This is a genomic window from Embleya sp. NPDC005575 (assembly GCF_040605455.1).
Taxonomy (GTDB): domain Bacteria; phylum Actinomycetota; class Actinomycetes; order Streptomycetales; family Streptomycetaceae; genus Embleya.
On sequence record NZ_JBEXCV010000037.1, the window covers coordinates 23488 to 40144 of the forward strand.

13 protein-coding genes are annotated in these 16657 nt (G+C 69.7%); 11 read left to right on the forward strand and 2 right to left on the reverse strand.

Translation table 11 applies throughout. The features are described 5' to 3' along the window. Nucleotides 1–41: 41 nt before the first annotated feature. From ABZS54_RS15415 to ABZS54_RS15440, 6 genes are all read left to right on the forward strand, one after another. Nucleotides 42–1175 carry an oligopeptide/dipeptide ABC transporter ATP-binding protein gene (locus ABZS54_RS15415; RefSeq protein WP_355535004.1) on the forward strand — a complete coding sequence of 378 codons (1134 nt, stop codon included), beginning with the start codon at nucleotides 42–44 and terminating at the stop codon, nucleotides 1173–1175. 492 nt (nucleotides 1176–1667) lie between these two features. Next, entirely contained in the window at nucleotides 1668–3308 is a 1641-nt protein-coding gene (locus ABZS54_RS15420; RefSeq protein ID WP_355535006.1) for an ABC transporter substrate-binding protein, read from the forward strand. Between the two features lie 159 nt (nucleotides 3309–3467). Then, nucleotides 3468–4397, forward strand: a complete 930-nt coding sequence (locus tag ABZS54_RS15425; protein ID WP_355535008.1) for an ABC transporter permease — start codon at nucleotides 3468–3470, stop codon at nucleotides 4395–4397. Then, nucleotides 4390–5400 carry an ABC transporter permease gene (locus tag ABZS54_RS15430; protein WP_355535010.1) on the forward strand — a complete coding sequence of 337 codons (1011 nt, stop codon included), beginning with the start codon at nucleotides 4390–4392 and terminating at the stop codon, nucleotides 5398–5400. The genes ABZS54_RS15425 and ABZS54_RS15430 overlap by 8 nt, the downstream gene beginning before the upstream one ends. Before the next feature lie 16 nt (nucleotides 5401–5416). Beyond that, nucleotides 5417–6460, forward strand: a complete 1044-nt coding sequence (locus ABZS54_RS15435; protein WP_355535012.1) for an ABC transporter ATP-binding protein — start codon at nucleotides 5417–5419, stop codon at nucleotides 6458–6460. Next, complete coding sequence (locus ABZS54_RS15440; protein WP_355535014.1) at nucleotides 6453–7535, forward strand: dipeptide ABC transporter ATP-binding protein; 1083 nt, start codon at nucleotides 6453–6455, stop codon at nucleotides 7533–7535. Before ABZS54_RS15435 ends, ABZS54_RS15440 begins: the two co-directional genes overlap by 8 nt. Nucleotides 7536–7819: 284 nt before the next feature. On the opposite strand, the gene ABZS54_RS15445 is transcribed toward ABZS54_RS15440, so the two are convergent. Continuing rightward, nucleotides 7820–9952 carry a prolyl oligopeptidase family serine peptidase gene (locus ABZS54_RS15445; protein ID WP_355535016.1) on the reverse strand — a complete coding sequence of 711 codons (2133 nt, stop codon included), beginning with the start codon at nucleotides 9950–9952 and terminating at the stop codon, nucleotides 7820–7822. Nucleotides 9953–10158: 206 nt separating this feature from the next. Here ABZS54_RS15445 and ABZS54_RS15450 point away from each other — a divergent pair, with 206 nt between their 5' ends. From ABZS54_RS15450 to ABZS54_RS15470, 5 genes are all read left to right on the forward strand, one after another. Beyond that, nucleotides 10159–10359, forward strand: a complete 201-nt coding sequence (locus tag ABZS54_RS15450) for a DUF2304 domain-containing protein (RefSeq protein ID WP_355535018.1) — start codon at nucleotides 10159–10161, stop codon at nucleotides 10357–10359. A 238-nt stretch (nucleotides 10360–10597) separates the two neighbouring features. Next, complete coding sequence (locus ABZS54_RS15455; RefSeq protein WP_355535020.1) at nucleotides 10598–11218, forward strand: methyltransferase domain-containing protein; 621 nt, start codon at nucleotides 10598–10600, stop codon at nucleotides 11216–11218. Between the two features lie 59 nt (nucleotides 11219–11277). Continuing rightward, a complete protein-coding gene (gene mshB / locus ABZS54_RS15460) occupies nucleotides 11278–12180 on the forward strand; it encodes an N-acetyl-1-D-myo-inositol-2-amino-2-deoxy-alpha-D-glucopyranoside deacetylase (protein WP_355535022.1) in 903 nt (300 codons plus the stop codon). Between the two features lie 10 nt (nucleotides 12181–12190). Beyond that, nucleotides 12191–12583, forward strand: coding sequence for a DUF6113 family protein (locus ABZS54_RS15465; protein WP_040878340.1), 393 nt, complete (start codon nucleotides 12191–12193; stop codon nucleotides 12581–12583). Between the two features lie 355 nt (nucleotides 12584–12938). Next, nucleotides 12939–15791 (forward strand): VanW family protein, encoded by a 2853-nt coding sequence (locus ABZS54_RS15470; protein ID WP_355535024.1) that lies wholly within the window; start codon nucleotides 12939–12941, stop codon nucleotides 15789–15791. A 122-nt stretch (nucleotides 15792–15913) separates the two neighbouring features. Here ABZS54_RS15470 and ABZS54_RS15475 read toward each other — a convergent pair whose 3' ends face one another. Beyond that, nucleotides 15914–16633: a hypothetical protein gene (locus ABZS54_RS15475; RefSeq protein WP_355535026.1), complete on the reverse strand. Its 720-nt coding sequence runs from the start codon at nucleotides 16631–16633 to the stop codon at nucleotides 15914–15916. Nucleotides 16634–16657: the final 24 nt, after the last annotated feature.

The following is a 16657-nucleotide window of genomic DNA, read 5'->3' on the forward strand; positions in this document are numbered from 1 at the left end:
CCCAGCCCGGCCGACGACGGTAGAAAGCAGGAGTAACGACGATGACCGAGACGATCAGCGAGTCCCCGGCGCCGACCCCGGACCCGGCGCCCGAGTCGCCCGGCGAGCCGCTGCTCGACGTGCGGGGCCTGGTCAAGTACTTCCCCGTCAAGGGGGGCGGCCTGGTCCGCCGCAAGATGCTCCAGGTGCGCGCGGTGGACGGGATCGACCTGTCGGTCGCGGCGGGGGAGAGCGTGGGCCTGGTCGGCGAGTCCGGTTGCGGCAAGTCCACGACCGGCCGGCTGATCAGCCGGCTGCTCGAACCCTCCGGCGGCACGATCCGCTACGACGGCAAGGACATCACGCACGCAACCCGGCGGCAGATCGCGCCGATCCGCACCGAGATCCAGATGATCTTCCAGGACCCGTACTCGTCGCTGAACCCGCGACAGACGGTGGGCGCGATCATCGCGTCGCCGATGGAGGTCAACGGGATCGCTCCCGAGGGTGGCCGAAAAAAGCGGGTTCAGGAGCTCCTCGAACGTGTGGGCCTGAACCCCGAGCACTACAACCGCTTCCCGCACGAGTTCTCCGGCGGGCAGCGCCAGCGGATCGGTATCGCCCGCGCGCTGGCGCTGCAACCGAGGCTGATCGTGGCCGACGAACCGGTCTCCGCGCTCGACGTGTCGATCCAGGCCCAGGTGATCAACCTGCTCCAGGGCCTGCAACGGGACCTGGGCATCGCGTTCGTGTTCATCGCGCACGACCTCGCGGTGGTCCGGCACTTCTCCCAGCGGGTCGCGGTGATGTACCTCGGCAAGATCGTGGAGATCGCCGACCGCACCTCGCTGTACTCCAACCCGCACCACCCGTACACGCACACGCTGCTGGCCGCAGTGCCGGAAGCGGACCCGGACAAGGGCGCGAACCGGACACGTGTGCACGCCTTCGGCGACATGCCCAGTCCGATCAACCCGCCGTCGGGTTGCCGGTTCCGCACTCGCTGCCCCAAGGCGCAAGACGTGTGCGCGAACGAAGAGCCGCCGCTGATCGAGATCGAGACCCTGCTGGAGGGTCATCGCGTCGCGTGCCACTTTCCCGGACCACTGGAGGCCACCGCGAAGGCGGAGGAGATCATGCCCGAGGAGCGAATCGAAGCGGCTCTGGAAGCGGGGATCATTTCCGACCCTCAGTAACGGCCGGTTGTTATATCGCAGTCGCGAACGGGATGCCACCGATTTGGTGGCATCCCGTTTTCGTGCTTTCCTTGCAGGTCAGCTACGCGCGTTGAACCGTTGCCGGCAACCGGTCCGCGCCGTCTCGATCGACCGTGTTCGGTCACGCTCGGTAGCGTTTCTCGCCTGTCGAGACGAGGAAGGGGCGTCCTAGGGGTGTTCGCTCATCGGACTGTATGCTCCGGACAGCGGTGCATGGTGTCCGTTTGATACGGCTTCGTTACTGGTCTCAAATGTCTGGGTTTCGAGATTGATCATAGATTTACGTGATCAAACTGAAACCTGCAGGGGATTGGTAGCAGCCAATCGGTGACGGATAGTGGATCCGCTTGTGCTCGGAACCTGGTCATGCGCTCGGGGGCGCCGACTCTACGAGCAGCTGTGACGGAAGCTTCCCGCTTGGAAGCCCCGTTGCACTTCACTTCGGTAGTGATTTCCATGAGGAGGCAACCCATGCGCGGAACAACGCGCGTGAAGTGGGTCGTCGGCATGGCCGTTCTCGGCCTGGCGGCGACTGCGTGTGGCAGCAGCGATGACGACAAGGGCAGCAAGGGCGGCGGGCTTCCGGCCGGCTATTACTCCGCAAGTGCCACCGAGCCTCAGAGCCTCATCCAGCCCGCGAACTCGAACGAGACTGGCGGGTTCTACGCGCTCCAGTTGATGTTCCGCGGCCTGTACACCTACGACTCGAAGACCGGCCAGCCCGTGCCGGCCATGGCGCAGTCGGTGGAGAGCCCGGACTCGACGAACTACACCGTGAAGATCAAGCCGGGGTGGACCTTCCACAACGGTGAGCCGGTGACCGCCAAGTCCTACGTGGATGCCTGGAACTGGGGCGCGTACTCCGAGAACAAGCAGATCAACTCGAGCTGGTTCAACCTCATCGAGGGCTTCGACGCGCTGCACCCGGAGAACGGGGCGCCGACGTCCAAGGAGATGACCGGCCTCAAGGTCGTGGACGACAACACGTTCACGGTCAAGCTGATCCAGCCCGTCTCGTCGTTCAAGTCGCGCCTGGGCTACGTGGTGTACGCGCCGCTGCCGACGGAGTTCTACAAGGACCCGAAGAAGTACGGCGAGGCGCCGATCGGCAACGGTCCGTTCCAGCTCGATACCGCCAACGGCGGCTGGAACCACAAGAAGTCGATCACCGTCAAGAAGTTCGACAAGTACGCCGGTGACGACAAGGCGAAGTCGAACGGCGTGCGGCTGGACATCTACACCACGTACGACGCCGCCTACACGGCGCTGCGCGACAACAAGCTCGACGTGATCGACCAGATGCCGGCGTCGGCGGTCGGCAGCTTCAAGAAGGACCTGGGCGACCGCGCGATCGAGGCCCCGCAGTTCTCGATCCAGAAGGTCGGCTTCCCGCTGTACGACGCCGGCTGGGGCGCGCCGGGCAAGGAGAAGGTCCGCCAGGGCCTGTCCATGGCGATCGACCGGGCGAGCATCGTCAAGGCGATCTACAAGGGCGCCGAGCAGCCGGCGACCGACTGGCTGGCCCCGAACATCCCGGGTTACAGCAAGGACATCACCGGCGACCTCACCAAGTACGACCCGGCGAAGGCCCGTGAGCTGGTCCAGGCCGGCGGTGGCATCCCCGGTGGCAAGCTCACCATCGCCACGAACGCGGACGGCCCGCACAAGGAATGGGTCACCGCGGTCTGCAACAGCATCAACGAGGCGCTGAAGCTGCCGGGCGCCTGCGAGCCGAAGCTGTACCCCGAGTTCAGCGTGGCGCGCAAGGACATCACCGACAAGAAGATGACCGGCGCGTTCCGGACCGGCTGGAAGGCCGACTACCCGTTCCCGGACAACTTCCTGTCCGACATCTACATGACCGGTGCGGCCTCCAACGACTCGGGCTACTCGAACCCGGCCTTCGACGACCTGGCCAAGCGCGCGATGGCCGCGTCCGACCAGGCCGAGGGTGTCAAGCTCTGGCAGCAGGCCGAGCAGCAGATGGCGAAGGACGTTCCGTCCATCCCGCTGTGGTACTACGTGACCAAGGCCGGCTCGTCGACCAAGGTCTCCAACGTCCAGTTCGACCCGTACGGCAACCCGGTCTTCACCGAGGTCACCGTCAAGTAAGTGATCCGGACATGACCCGGCACTGACATCGGTCCGGCCGCACCCTGGGTGCGGCCGGACCTTGCCGGTGGCGGGCCGGGCCGGCGACGTGCGATCCACGGCGCCGGTCGCTGGTCCGATCCCTCGCTTCGGGCCGACGACGACAGCAGGAGGCTGGCAATGGGGCGATATGTCGTACGGCGACTGCTCCAGATGATCCCGGTGTTCATCGGGACCACGTTCTTGATCTACTACATGGTCTATCAGCTGGGTGGCGACCCCATCTCGGCCATGTTCGGCGACAGGGGTGCCGACCCCGTCTTCGTGCGCCAGATGCGGGAAGAGTTCCACCTGAACGACCCGCTGATCGTGCAGTACTGGTACTACATCACCGACCTGCTCCATGGTGATTTCGGGACGAGCTTCAACGGCCGTCCCGTTGCCGACGAACTCAAGCGAGCCTTCCCGGTGTCGATCCGGCTCGCGATGATCGCATTTGCGATCGAGGTCGTCGTCGGCATCGGCCTGGGTCTGCTGTCCGGCCTGCGCCGCGGCAAGTTCGTCGACACGCTCGTACTCGCCGGCACGCTGGTGGTCATCTCGATCCCGGTCTTCGTGCTCGGCACCGTCGCCCAGTTCTGGCTGGGTTCGGAGTGGGGCATCTTCGAGGCCACCGCCACCGTGGGCGACGCGACCTGGAGTCAGCTCCTTTTGCCGGGCATCGTGCTCGGCTCACTTTCCTTGGCCTTCGTCGCCCGACTCACCCGGACCAGCGTCGCGGAAAACATGCGCGCCGACTACGTCCGCACGGCGACCGCCAAGGGCCTTCCGCGCCGCCGGGTGGTCACTCGCCACCTCCTGCGCAACTCGCTCATCCCCGTGGTGACGTTCCTCGGTGCGGATCTCGGCGCCTTGATGGCCGGCGCGATCGTGACCGAGGGCATCTTCAACGTCGACGGTGTCGGCCGCCTGATCTACCTCGCGGTCACCAAGCACGAGAGCTCGACAGTGGTCGGCGCGGTGGCGGCGTTGGTGATGATCTACCTGGTCATGAACCTGATCGTCGACCTGCTGTACGCCGTCCTGGACCCGAGGATCCGGTATGCCTGACATGAACAAACAGCAGCGTGAACAGCTGCCGACCAGCAGCGACCAGCAGCCCCAGTCCGCCATCGAGTTTCCCGGCAGCCTGCTCGCGGACGAAGAGGGCACGACGCTGGAGAAGCGCGGCGCGTACTCCGCGCCGGATGCGCAGGGACCGCAGGACAAGCCCCGCGGAGCCTGGGCCGAGGCGTGGCGCGAGCTGCGCAACAGCCCGAGCTTCTACGTGTCGGGCGTGCTGCTGCTGTTCCTGGTGTTCATGGCGATCTTCCCGGGTGTGTTCACGAACATCGACCCGCGGCACTGTCCGATCCTGGACACCAACCAGGACCCGTCCGGCGACCACTGGTTCGGCACCAACGTCCAGGGCTGCGACGTGTACGCGCGCACCGTCTACGGCGCCCGCGCCTCGATCATCGTCGGCGTGGCCACCACCGCGTTGATCGTCATCATCGGTGGTCTCATCGGCGCGCTGTCCGGCTACTTCGGCGGCTGGCTGGACACCATCCTGGCCCGCGTCACGGACATCTTCTTCGGTATCCCGCTGCTGCTGGCGGCGCTGGTGTTCATGAGCTCGGTCAAGGAGCGCACCGTATGGACCGTGGTGGCCGCGCTCGGCGTCTTCGGTTGGATGCAGATCGCGCGCATCATGCGCGGCTCGGTGATCACGGTGAAGAAGTCCGACTACGTGGTGGCCGCCAGGGCGCTCGGCGCCGGCACCCCGCGCATCCTGGGTCGGCACGTGTTGCCCAACGCGATCGCCCCGGTGATCGTGGTCGCGACCATCTCGCTCGGCACCTTCATCGCCACCGAGGCGACGCTGTCCTTCCTGGGCATCGGGCTGCCGCCCACCGAGATCTCATGGGGCGCGGACATCAGCTCCGCGACCACCGCGCTGCGCGACTCGCCGTATCAGCTGATCTTCCCGTCGGTCTTCCTCTCGGTCACGGTGTTCAGCTTCATCCTGCTCGGCGACGCGGTGCGCGACGCCCTCGACCCGAAGCTCCGCTGAGGGAGGGGACAGACAAGTGACGACGATCGACACGAAGAACAAGCCCGAGGGCTCGGGCCCGGCCGCCGCCGCGCCGCTGCTCGAAGTGGACAACCTCCACGTCGAGTTCCGCACCCGCGACGGCGTGGCCAAGGCGATCAACGGTGTCTCGTACGACGTCAGCGCCGGCGAGACGCTTGCGGTGCTCGGCGAGTCCGGGTCCGGCAAGTCGGTGACCGCGCAGACGATCATGGGCATCCTGGACATGCCGCCGGGGCACATCACCGGTGGTGAGATCCGCTTCCACGGCAAGGACATGCTCAAGATGTCCAAGGAGGAGCGCCGGAAGATCCGCGGCCAGAAGATCTCGATGATCTTCCAGGACGCGCTCTCCGCGCTCAACCCGGTGTACTCGGTCGGCTTCCAGCTCGCCGAGATGTTCACCGTGCACCGCGGGATGTCCAAGAAGGACGCCAAGCTCAAGTCCATCGAGCTGATGGATCAGGTGCGCATCCCGGCCGCCAAGGAGCGGGTGGACGACTACCCGCACCAGTTCTCCGGCGGTATGCGCCAGCGGATCATGATCGCGATGGCGCTCGCGCTGGACCCCGAGCTGATCATCGCGGACGAGCCGACCACGGCGCTCGACGTGACCGTGCAGGCGCAGGTGATGGACCTGCTCGCGGAACTCCAGCGCGAGCGCAACATGGGTCTGATCCTGATCACCCACGACCTCGGTGTGGTCGCCGACGTCGCGGACAAGATCGCGGTCATGTACGCGGGCCGGATCGTCGAGCAGGCGCCGGTGCGCGACCTGTACCGGCAGCCGACCCACCCGTACACCAAGGGTCTGCTCGAATCGATCCCGCGCCTGGACCACAAGGGTCGCGAGCTGTACGCGATCAAGGGTCTGCCGCCGAACCTGATGCGCATCCCGTCCGGCTGCGCGTTCAACCCGCGCTGCCCCTATGCGCAGGACGTGTGTCGCAGCGAGATTCCGCCGCTGCACGAGATCTCGGTCGGGCGTGGCAGCGCGTGCCACTTCTGGGAGACCGTGATGGAGGGAGAAGTCCGTGGCTGAGTCCCCGAACGGCGCGACCAGCGCCGATCTGCGCAAGGTCGTCAAGCCGGTGGCGCAGGGCGAGCCGATCCTTCAGGTGCGGGGGCTGGTCAAGCACTTCCCGATTACCCAGGGCATCCTCTTCCGGAAGAAGATCGGCGCCGTCAAGGCCGTCGACGGCGTCACTTTCGACCTGATGAAGGGCGAGACCCTCGGCCTCGTCGGCGAGTCGGGTTGTGGCAAGTCCACGGTTGCCCGGTTGCTGATGAACCTGGAGTCGATCACCGCGGGCAGCGTGCTGTACAAGGGCGACGACCTGGCGAAGTTGTCCGGTCGTGCGCTCAAGGCGGTGCGCCGCAACATCCAGATGGTCTTCCAGGACCCGTACACCTCGCTGAACCCGCGGATGACGGTCGCCGACATCATCGGCGAGCCGTACGACATCCACCCGGAGGTCGCGCCCAGGGGCGACCGCAAGCGGCGGGTGCAGGAGCTGCTCGAACTGGTCGGCCTGAACCCGGAGCACATCAACCGGTATCCGCACCAGTTCTCCGGCGGTCAGCGTCAGCGCATCGGGATCGCCCGGGGCCTCGCGTTGAACCCGGAGATCATCATCGCGGACGAGCCGGTCTCCGCACTGGACGTGTCGGTGCAGGCGCAGGTGGTCAACCTGCTGGAGAAGCTGCAGAACGAACTGGGTCTGTCGTACCTGTTCATCGCGCACGACCTCTCCGTGGTGCGGCACATCTCGGACCGCGTCGCGGTGATGTACCTCGGGCGGATCGCCGAGATCGGCACGGACGCGCAGATCTACGAACACCCGACGCACCCGTACACCCAGGCGCTGCTGTCCGCGGTGCCGGTGCCGGACCCGGACGGCCGCGAGCACCGCGAGCGGATCATCCTCACCGGTGACGTGCCGTCGCCGGCGAACCCGCCCTCGGGCTGCCGGTTCCGCACCCGGTGCTGGAAGGCACAGGACATCTGCGCCGAGCAGGAGCCGTTGCTGGAGATCCGGAAGGGTCTCTCCGGCCTGGGCGCGCACGACAGCGCGTGCCACTTCGCCGAGGAGAAGGACATCGTCGGCGCGGCCTGATCAGCCTCCGACCACGCAGCGCCCGCCGTTCCCGACCGGGAACGGCGGGCGCTGTGGCATGTGGCGGCTCGGTCGGGCCGCCACAGACCCTCGCGGGGGTCGGCGCTCGTCCCGGCTTGGCGTGAAGGAGCCTCCCGGATCTGCTCGCCGCCATCCTCGGCTACGCGGACGGCGTCAGCACGCGCCGGCCGCGACCCGCGATACGACGCGAGCGGGCCGCACCCCGGGTGGAGTGCGGCCCGCTCGCTCGGTGCCGGGTGTGCCGGTTGTCGGCCGCCGGTGGGTCAGTCGGTCGCGGGGCGCGCCAGTGCGCGGCGCAGGAAGTCGACCTGAAGGAGCAGCAGATTCTCCGCGACCTGCTCCTGCGGCGTCATGTGGGTGACGCCGGACAGCGGCAGCACCTCGTGCGGGTAGCCCGCCGCGAGCAGGCTGCTGCTCAGGCGCAGCGTGTGCGCCGCGACCACGTTGTCGTCGGCGAGACCGTGCACCAGCATCAGCGGCCGGTGGGTCGACGCCTGCTCACCCGACCCGACGCCGAAGGACAGCGAGTTCCGACGGTAGGCGTCCGGCTGCTCGGCCGGCAGGCCGAGGTAGCGCTCGGTGTAGTGCGTGTCGTAGAGCTCCCAGTCGGTGACCGGGGCGCCGGCGACCGCCGCGTGGAAGACGTCCGGGCGGCGCAGCACCGCCAGCGCGGCCAGGTATCCGCCGTAGGACCAGCCCCGGATGCCCACCCGCGTGGTGTCCAGCCAGGGCCGCTCGGCGGCGACCGCCGCCAGGGCGTCCACCTGGTCCTGGAGGGTGATCGGGCCGAGGTCGAGGTGGACCGACTTCTCCCACTCGGGGGAGTGCCCGGGAGTGCCCCGGCCGTCCGCGACCAGCACCGCGAAGCCCTGGTCGGCGAACCACTGCGAGGTCAGGTGCGGGTTGCGCGCGGCGAGCACGCGCGGGCCGTGCGGGCCGCCGTACGGGTCCATCAGGATCGGCAGTCGCTCGCCGGAGGCGGGGTCGAACCCGGTCGGCAGGAGCAGTGCGCACGGGATGTCGCGGGCGCCGGCGCGGAGCAGTTCGACCCGCGCGGTGAGCACGGGAGTGGCCGCGTGCGAGGTGATCTCGGCGAGCTCGGCGCCGTCGCGGTGCACGGTGACCCGAGCGCCGAAGCGGTCGAGCGAGGAGGACAGCAGCACCATGGTGTCGCCGGAGCGCACCGCGTTGTGCACGCCGGGCTCGGCGCTCACCCGGGTGACCCCCTCGGCGGCGACCCGGTACACGTGGATCTCGCCGATCTCGGGGTCGCTCGCGTCGGTGCCGGCCGATGCGGTGATCAGCACGTCCTCGTCGGCGATGTCCAGGATCGAGCGCACGAACAGGCGCCGATCGGTCAGCTCCTTGTCCGCGACCACCACGCGACGGGCGCCGTCGGCGTCGACCAGGCGGACCAGCCGGCCGTCCGGCGTCCAGGCGGGCACGCCCGGGACCAGGTCGATCCACACGTCGTCGCTTTCGCCGTGCAGCTCGCCGGTGGTCCCGGCGGCGATGTCGACGGCGAGGGTGAGCATGCGCTTCTGGTCGCGCGGCTGCACGCACAGCAGCGGGTCGCCGCCGGCCGACCAGTGCACGCTCGCGAGGTAGGGGTATGCCGCGCGATCCCAGGTCAGTTCGGTACGGGTGCCGTCGAGGCCGATCAGCCACGCGGTGACCTCGGCGTTGGGGGTGCCGGCCGCGGGATAGGCGACCCGGGTCGGTGCACTGGCCGGGTTGGCCGGGTCGCTGATCCACCAGCGGTCCACCGGCGCGTCGTCCACGCGCGCGACGATCAGCGCGGAGCCGTCGGGGGCCCACCAGTAGCCCCGGTAGCGGGACATCTCCTCGGCGGCGATGAACTCGGCCAGGCCCCAGACGACGTCGTCGCCGTCGGGCTCGGCGAGCGCGGTGTCCCCGGAGCCGTCGGCGGCCACCACCCGCAGTGCGCCGGCCGCCGCGTAGGCGATGTGCGTGCCGGTCGGGGAGGGACGCGGATCGATCACCGGGCCGGGCACGGCCAGCTCGCGCGGGGCCTCGCCGTCGGCGAGGGACACGGCGAACAGCCGGCCCGAAAGGGTGAAAGCCGCCAGGTCACCCGCACCGTCGAGCGCGTAACCGACGATGCCGGCCGCCCCCTCGCGACTGCGTTCGCGCCGGGCCCGCTCCTCGGCGGAGAGGTCCTCGGCCGCGCCGCCGAGCAGCACCGCGGGGTCGGCCACCAGGCGCTCGACGCCGGTCTCCGGATCGAGCGTCCACAGGCACGTGGTGGGGTCGTCGGCGGTCTTGGACCGCAGGAAAGTGATCCGGCCGTCGGCGATGCCGAAGCTGCGCGGAGCGCCTTGGGTGAAGCGCTGCGTGCGGGCGTATTGCCGGGGAAATGTGATCTCCGAGCTCATGCGCCACAGCGTACGTGGCGGGGGCGTCGAGGGAAGGGGAGACCGAGGGAGAGTGCGGACGCCAGTACGAAGACCACCTCGCGCCCGCTGAACGAGTGAACTCTCTGCGTGATCGTCGGCTTACAGTCCGTGTGTAGACATGTCCCTTCGGGTCCGGCGGCCGGCTCCCCCGAGCAAGCCTCGAACCCCCTGCGCACAGGAGGTGCGTGACCGTGGTGGTGTCCGTCTCCGCCGTGCTGCTGCTCGGTGTCACCGTCGTCTTCTTCGTCCGGAAGTCCGCACTCAGGCCCCTCCACGCGATCGTCTGCACGATGCTCGGCTTCTACCTGTCGACAACGTCGATGGCCCCCTCGATCCGAGACGCGGGCATGAGCTTCGCAGGGGTGCTGAACGACATTCATTTCTGACCGGGTGTCGTCGGCGTGGGGTCCGGGGGTCGCCCCCGGGGTGGTGCAGTGCAGGGGTGTTGAACGACATTCATTTCTGACCGGGTGTCGTCGGCGTGGGGTCCGGGGGTCGCTCCCGGGGTGGTGCAGTGCAGGGGTGTTGAACGACATTCATTTCTGACCCGGTGCCGTCGGCTCCGGGTGCGATCGCGTCCTCGCCGGGCCGGTCGGTGGGTCGGGCTTTGTAGGCTCGTCTGCCATGACCAATCGATGGCTGGCCAATACCGGTGGCACCCGAGGGCCCGAGTACGCCGAGCGGTTTCGCCGACTCGCCGCGGAAGGGCGGGACATGCACGGTGAGGCGCGGTTCTGCGACGCGCTGCTGTCCGAGCCCGCGCGCGTGCTGGACGCGGGCTGCGGGACGGGTCGGGTGGCGATCGAGCTGGCCCGGCAGGGCCACGAGGTGGTCGGTGTCGACCTGGACGCCTCGATGCTGGCCGAGGCCGAGGCCGCGGCGCCCGGACTGACCTGGGTGCTCGACGACCTGGCCGACCTGGACCCGCTGCCGCTCGGCGGGCGCGGCAGCTTCGACCTGGTGGTGGCCGCCGGCAACGTGATGATCTTCCTGACGCCGGGCAGCGAGGCCGAGGTCGTGCGCACGCTGGCCGGGATGCTGAAGCCGGGCGGGATCCTGGTCGCCGGATTCAGCCTCGCGGGCGGTCCCGACGGCGCCGGGGCCACGATCGGCGTCGATCAGTACGAGGACGCGTGCGCGGCGGCCGGCCTGACCCGCCGCACCCGGTACGCCGGTTGGGCGCGCGAGCCCTGGATCGACGGCGGCGACTACCTGGTGGCCGTGCACGCGATGCCGACCGGCTGAGCCCGTGACCGCGGGGTGGGCGCGCCGGTCGGTCGGATCGGCTGCGTAGGCTGTCGAGCATGACCGAACGCACTGCCGAAAGCCCGCTGCGCCTGTTGCTCGTGCACGCCCACCCGGACGACGAAGTGATCAACAACGGCGCGTCTATGGCGCGCTACGCGGCCGAGGGTGTGCACGTCACGCTCGTCACCTGCACGCTCGGTGAGGAGGGCGAGATCCTGGTCCCCGAACTGGCCCACCTGGCGGCCGACCGCGAGGACGCGCTCGGGCCGCACCGGATGACCGAGATCGCCGACTCGATGAAGGTGCTCGGCATCTCGGACCAGCGCTTTCTGGGCGGCCCGGGCCGCTACCGCGACTCCGGGATGATGGGCGTGCCGACCAACGACCGGCCCGACTGCTTCTGGCAGGCCGACGTCGACGAGGCCGCCGCGCACCTGGTGCCGGTGATCCGCGAGGTGCGCCCGCAGGTGCTCGCCACCTACGACGAGCGCGGCGGCTACGGCCACCCGGACCATATCCAGGCGCACCGGGTGGCGCTGCGCGCCGCCGAGTTGGCGGCCGACCCGACCTACGCCGAAGGCGAGGGCGAGTCCTGGACGATCGCGAAGGTCTACTACAACGTGATGCCCCGGTCGGTCCTCAAGGCCGGCATCGAGCGGATGATCGAGGCCGGCCAGGAGGTGCCGTTCACCGTGGTCGAGGTGGACGAGTTGCCGTTCGCGGTGGACGACGACCAGGTCACCACCGCCGTGGACGCGGGCGACTACGTGGGCGCCAAGTTCGACGCACTGCGGGCCTACCCCACCCAGGTCTCGGTGGAGGACGGCTTCTTCGCGCTGTCCAACAACATCGGCCAGAGCATCATGTCGGTCGAGCACTATCGACTGATCCGCGGCGAACTCGGGCCCACCGGCCCGGACGGCCGCGAGGTCGACCTGTTCGCCGGACTGCGCCCGTAAGGTAGCCCTCGTGCCAGACAAAGCCGGCCGCATCGCGGCATACGTCGTGCTGTTCCTGCTCGGCGTGGTGATCGCCTTCATCGGGGCGTTCACCCAGGCGGCCTACCCGCCCGCCGGGCTGATCGTCGCGCTCGCGGGCAGCGGCGGCCTGTTCGTCGCGGGCGGTTCGCTGCTCAAGACGAAGGCGGGGGCCGCCGTGCCGGTGGCCGGCTGGATGCTGACCGTGCTGTGGCTGGCGAGTTGGACCAAGCCCGAGGGCGACTGGATCTTCGTCAGCGGGTTCCTGTCCTACATCTTCCTGCTCGGTGGCACCATCTTCGGTGTCGCGGCGGCCACCTACCCCTGGGGCGGCATCAAACCCGTCCTTCTTTCGGGTGAATCGGTGAAGACGCGTACGAGGTGAGTCCCTTGCCCAGCCATGCTTGCCGACGGCGCGTGCTTCGAGGCAGGCGACGGTGCGGGATAACGGTGTGGCAGGAGCGCAGTATTGTGGTTGCCGAGGTGCAGTGCGCGTCATGCCCTGTCCATGGGGCCGTCGCGACCGACTCCTCTAGCCCGTCGTACCGGGCAACCTCGGTGGCCGAGTTCGTCCACTCGCCTTCGATGGGGAGCAGGAAAACCCTCGAAGGCGGTGTCACGACCCGCATGCGGCGTGTGTCAACGCACCGCCGTCGCACTTTCTTGGATACCGTCCGACCCCGGGCGGGGGCGGCCGTGCGCCGCCACGCAACCTTCAGCTGTCGGAGAGCTCGTTCTTCGTGAGTAACGACCAGCCCCCCACGCCCGACGACCCGGGCGCGCAGCCGCGCCGCGACGATGTCGGCGGTGATCCGCATCCGTTCTTCGGACGGGTCGGCCGCCCGTCGCCGGTCGCGCCCGCTGCCCGTGAGCGATCCGCCGCGCCCGCGTCGTCTCCGCATCCATCCCCCGATCCGTTCGGGGACGACGACGAGTTCGCGTCGTGGTTCGACGACGAACCGCCCCGGCCCGCGCCCGTCGCGGGGCCGCCGGGTGGCTCGTCGTGGCCCAGCGCGGACGACGATGTGCCGCCCGTCGCGGAACCGCCTCGGCAGGAGGCTCCCCCGCTGGGGCCCAACGGCCTGCCGCAGCGCGTTCCCGGCGCCTCGGGAGCCAGGAGTCTGACGGCCGACGGTACGGGCGCGCCCGGCCCGGTGCCGTTCTCGGACGCGCCGCCGCAGGCGTTCGTACCGGCGCAGCACGGGCAGCCGCCGGCCCACCGGCAACCACCTCAGGGGCAACCGCACTCCGTCGCGCCCGCCGCCCACGGGGGGGAGCGCGGTGTGGGTGTGCCCGGTGCGGGTCTGGACGACGTCGGCTACGGCCCGCCGCCGGGGGGTGAGCCGTTCGCCCACCCGATCGGGCCGACCCATCCGGCGCCGGGCCAGGCACCCGCGGAGAGCGGCGGGCTGCCGACCCGGGTGGGTCGGCGCCGGCTGATCGCCGGCTTCGGCACGCCCGAGGCCGGCCCGGTGCCGGCGTTGCCCGCCGAGGAGGCGGTCGCCGAGTCGGACGCCGAGTCGGGTGACCAGACCATGACCACCCGGGTCAGCATCAAGATCCCCGGGTCGCGGCCGATCCCGCCGGTGGTGCTGCGGGGACAGGCTCCGCTGCCCTCCCAGGACCCACCGCGCTGGACGCGCGACGGCGAGGCCGACGGGCCGTACGAATACCAGACGCGGCATGAGCAGGACGCCGCCGACCACGGGTTCCCGCAGTACGGCACGACCGACGCGCACGCGGCGGAGACCGGCGCGGCGCACCCCGACGACACCGAGGACCGCGCCGACGATCCGCGCACCGCGCCCGCACGACCGCGGCGGCGCAAGCCGAAGGCGCTGATCGCGTGCGCGGCCGGGCTCGCGGTGCTGGGTGGGGTGTACGGCGCGTCGCTGGCCTATGCCGGCGGCGGGGTGCCGCGCGGCACGTCCGTGCTCGGCGTCAACATCGGCGGCCAGTCCCGGGACGAGGCCGTTCGTACGCTCGAACAAAAGCTCGGCGACCGCACCACGAAGCCGATCCGGCTCACTCTGGCGGGCAAGCAGCTCCAACTCGACCCGGCCGTGGCCGGACTGCTGCTCGACGCCCGTGCGACGGTCAGCGAGGCATCGAAGGGCGGGATGAACCCGCTCACCTCGGTGCCGGCGATGTTCGGCAAGACCCGCGAGACGGCGCCGCGTACGGTCGTGGACCCGGTCAAGCTGGGGGCCGAGTTGGAGGCACTCGCCGCCGAGGCCGGTGGCGCGCAACCGGACGGCGGGATCTCGTTCGCGGGCGGTCAGGCCGCCGCGGTCGCGCCGGCCAAGGGCAAGGTGTTGGACACCACCGCCGCGGTCAAGTTGGTCCAGGCGGCCTTCCTGCGCGGCAACGGTCCGGTCGAACTGCCCACCAAGACCGCCGACCCGAAGGTCACGCAGGCCGAAGTGGACCGCGCGATGCGCGAGTTCGCGGTGCCCGCGATGTCCGGACCGGTCACCCTGACGGCCGGCAACAAGAGCCTCAAGCTGGTCCCGGCCGTGCTTGCTAAGTACCTCACGATGGTCCCGGACGGCAGCGGCAGGCTACAGCCCAAGATCGACGTGAACGGGCTGCAGGACGAACTGGGCCAGACCTTCTCCTCGGTCGGCGACAAGCCGAAGAACGCGACGTTCAAGGTCGAGGGCAAGTTGGCGGCCGGCGCCAAGGTGTCCGTCGTACCGTCCGTGGCGGGCAAGGGCGTCTCCGGCGCGACCGCGGCCGACGCGCTGCTCACCGTGCTGGCCAAGACCGGCACGGCCCGCACCGCGAAGGTCAACCTCGGCCCGATCGAGCCGGAACTGACCACCGAGGCGGCGAACAAGCTCGGCGTCACCGAGGTGATGTCGACGTACACGACGAACTACCCGTACGCCGCATATCGGTTGACCAACATCCACCGGGCCGCCGATCTGATCACCGGTTCGGTGATCAAGCCCGGCGACACCTGGAGCCTGAACAAGACGGTCGGCGAGCGCACCGCCGAGAACGGCTTCGCCAAGGGCACGATCATCAACAACGGGCGCTTCCAGACCGACTTCGGCGGCGGCGTGTCACAGGTGGCCACGACGACCTTCAACGCGGTGTTCTTCGCCGGGCTCAAGGACGTCATGCACCGCCCGCACAGCTTCTGGATCGACCGCTACCCACCCGGTCGCGAGGCCACCGTGGCCTGGCCCTCGCTGGACCTGAAGTTCCAGAACGACTCCGGGAAGAACGTCTACCTGGAGTCCACGTACACCGATTCCACGGTGACCGTGACCCTGCTCGGCACGCGCCGGTTCGACGACATCAAGGCCGAGCCGGGCAGCAAGTACGACGTGGTCAAGCCCAAGTCGGTGGTGGACAAGTCGGCCGGCTGTGTGGAGCAGGCCGCCTCCGACGGGTTCAAGATCGACGTGACGCGGGTGTTCATCCAGGGCGGCAAGGAGACCGCGCGGGAGAAGTTCCACACCAAGTACGACCCGGCGGACAAGATCACCTGTGATCGCACCGGCGGCGCGGAGGGCGAGGGCCAGGGACGCACGGCGGACTCACCGCCGCCGGGCGCGATGCCGGTGCGCGTCTCGGACGACTAGGTCGTAGGTCGGGTCCGCCGGGCCCCGGCGGGATCCGCCGGCGGGCCTGGCGCCGCGCACTCTCTCGCACGCCGGACGGGCGCCTCGCCCGTCCGGCGTCGTGCGTTCGCGGCCGGGCCGGGTCAGTCCGTGGGACGGCCCACGTCGCGGGACAGGTCCAGGGCCAGGAAGCGGTCCAGGTAGGCCAGCGCCTCGAACCGGGCGCCGGGCGCCAGTCCCTGGTCGCGGGCCAGCTCGACCACGAGCCGAAGCGCGGTGCGGGTGTCCAGGCCGTCGTCGAGCGCGGCGTGGATCGGCTCCACCGTCTCGCTCGGCAGCGCCCGGGACGGGGACTCGGCGCACTGTGCCGTCCGGGCGCGCAGCTCGACGAGCGTGCGCTCGGCCTCGGCAGCGCCGTGAAAGCCCTTCGGGTCCGCGCGCAGCGGCTCGTCCGCGGCCAGCGAGAGCAGGAGCAGGCGCAGCGTGAGCGGGTCCTCAGGGTGCGGGATCGGGCACCGCGGCGCCGCCTCGATCTGCGCCGCCGGATGCAACACGTGCACCCGGGCCTTCGGGCCCTGATCGCCGCTCTCGCCGATGTACAGGTCGATCGCGCCGTCCGGCTGCCCGGTGGTGGGCACCGGCATGTTGTACCGTCCGTGGCCCGCCGCGTCCTGGACCTGGGCGCGGTACGGCAGCTGATGGATCGTCACGGTCAGCCGGTGTCGGCCCGCGACGCGGCGGAAGGTGTCGGCGAGGATCGCCGCGCGCAACGAGCGGCTCGGATACGCGACGCGCACCCGTCTGCCGATCGAGGTGGTCACGGGCTCGGACTTGCCGGTCTGGGAGTCGGTCAGTCGCACCATGCGCCCACGGTAGGCGCCATGACA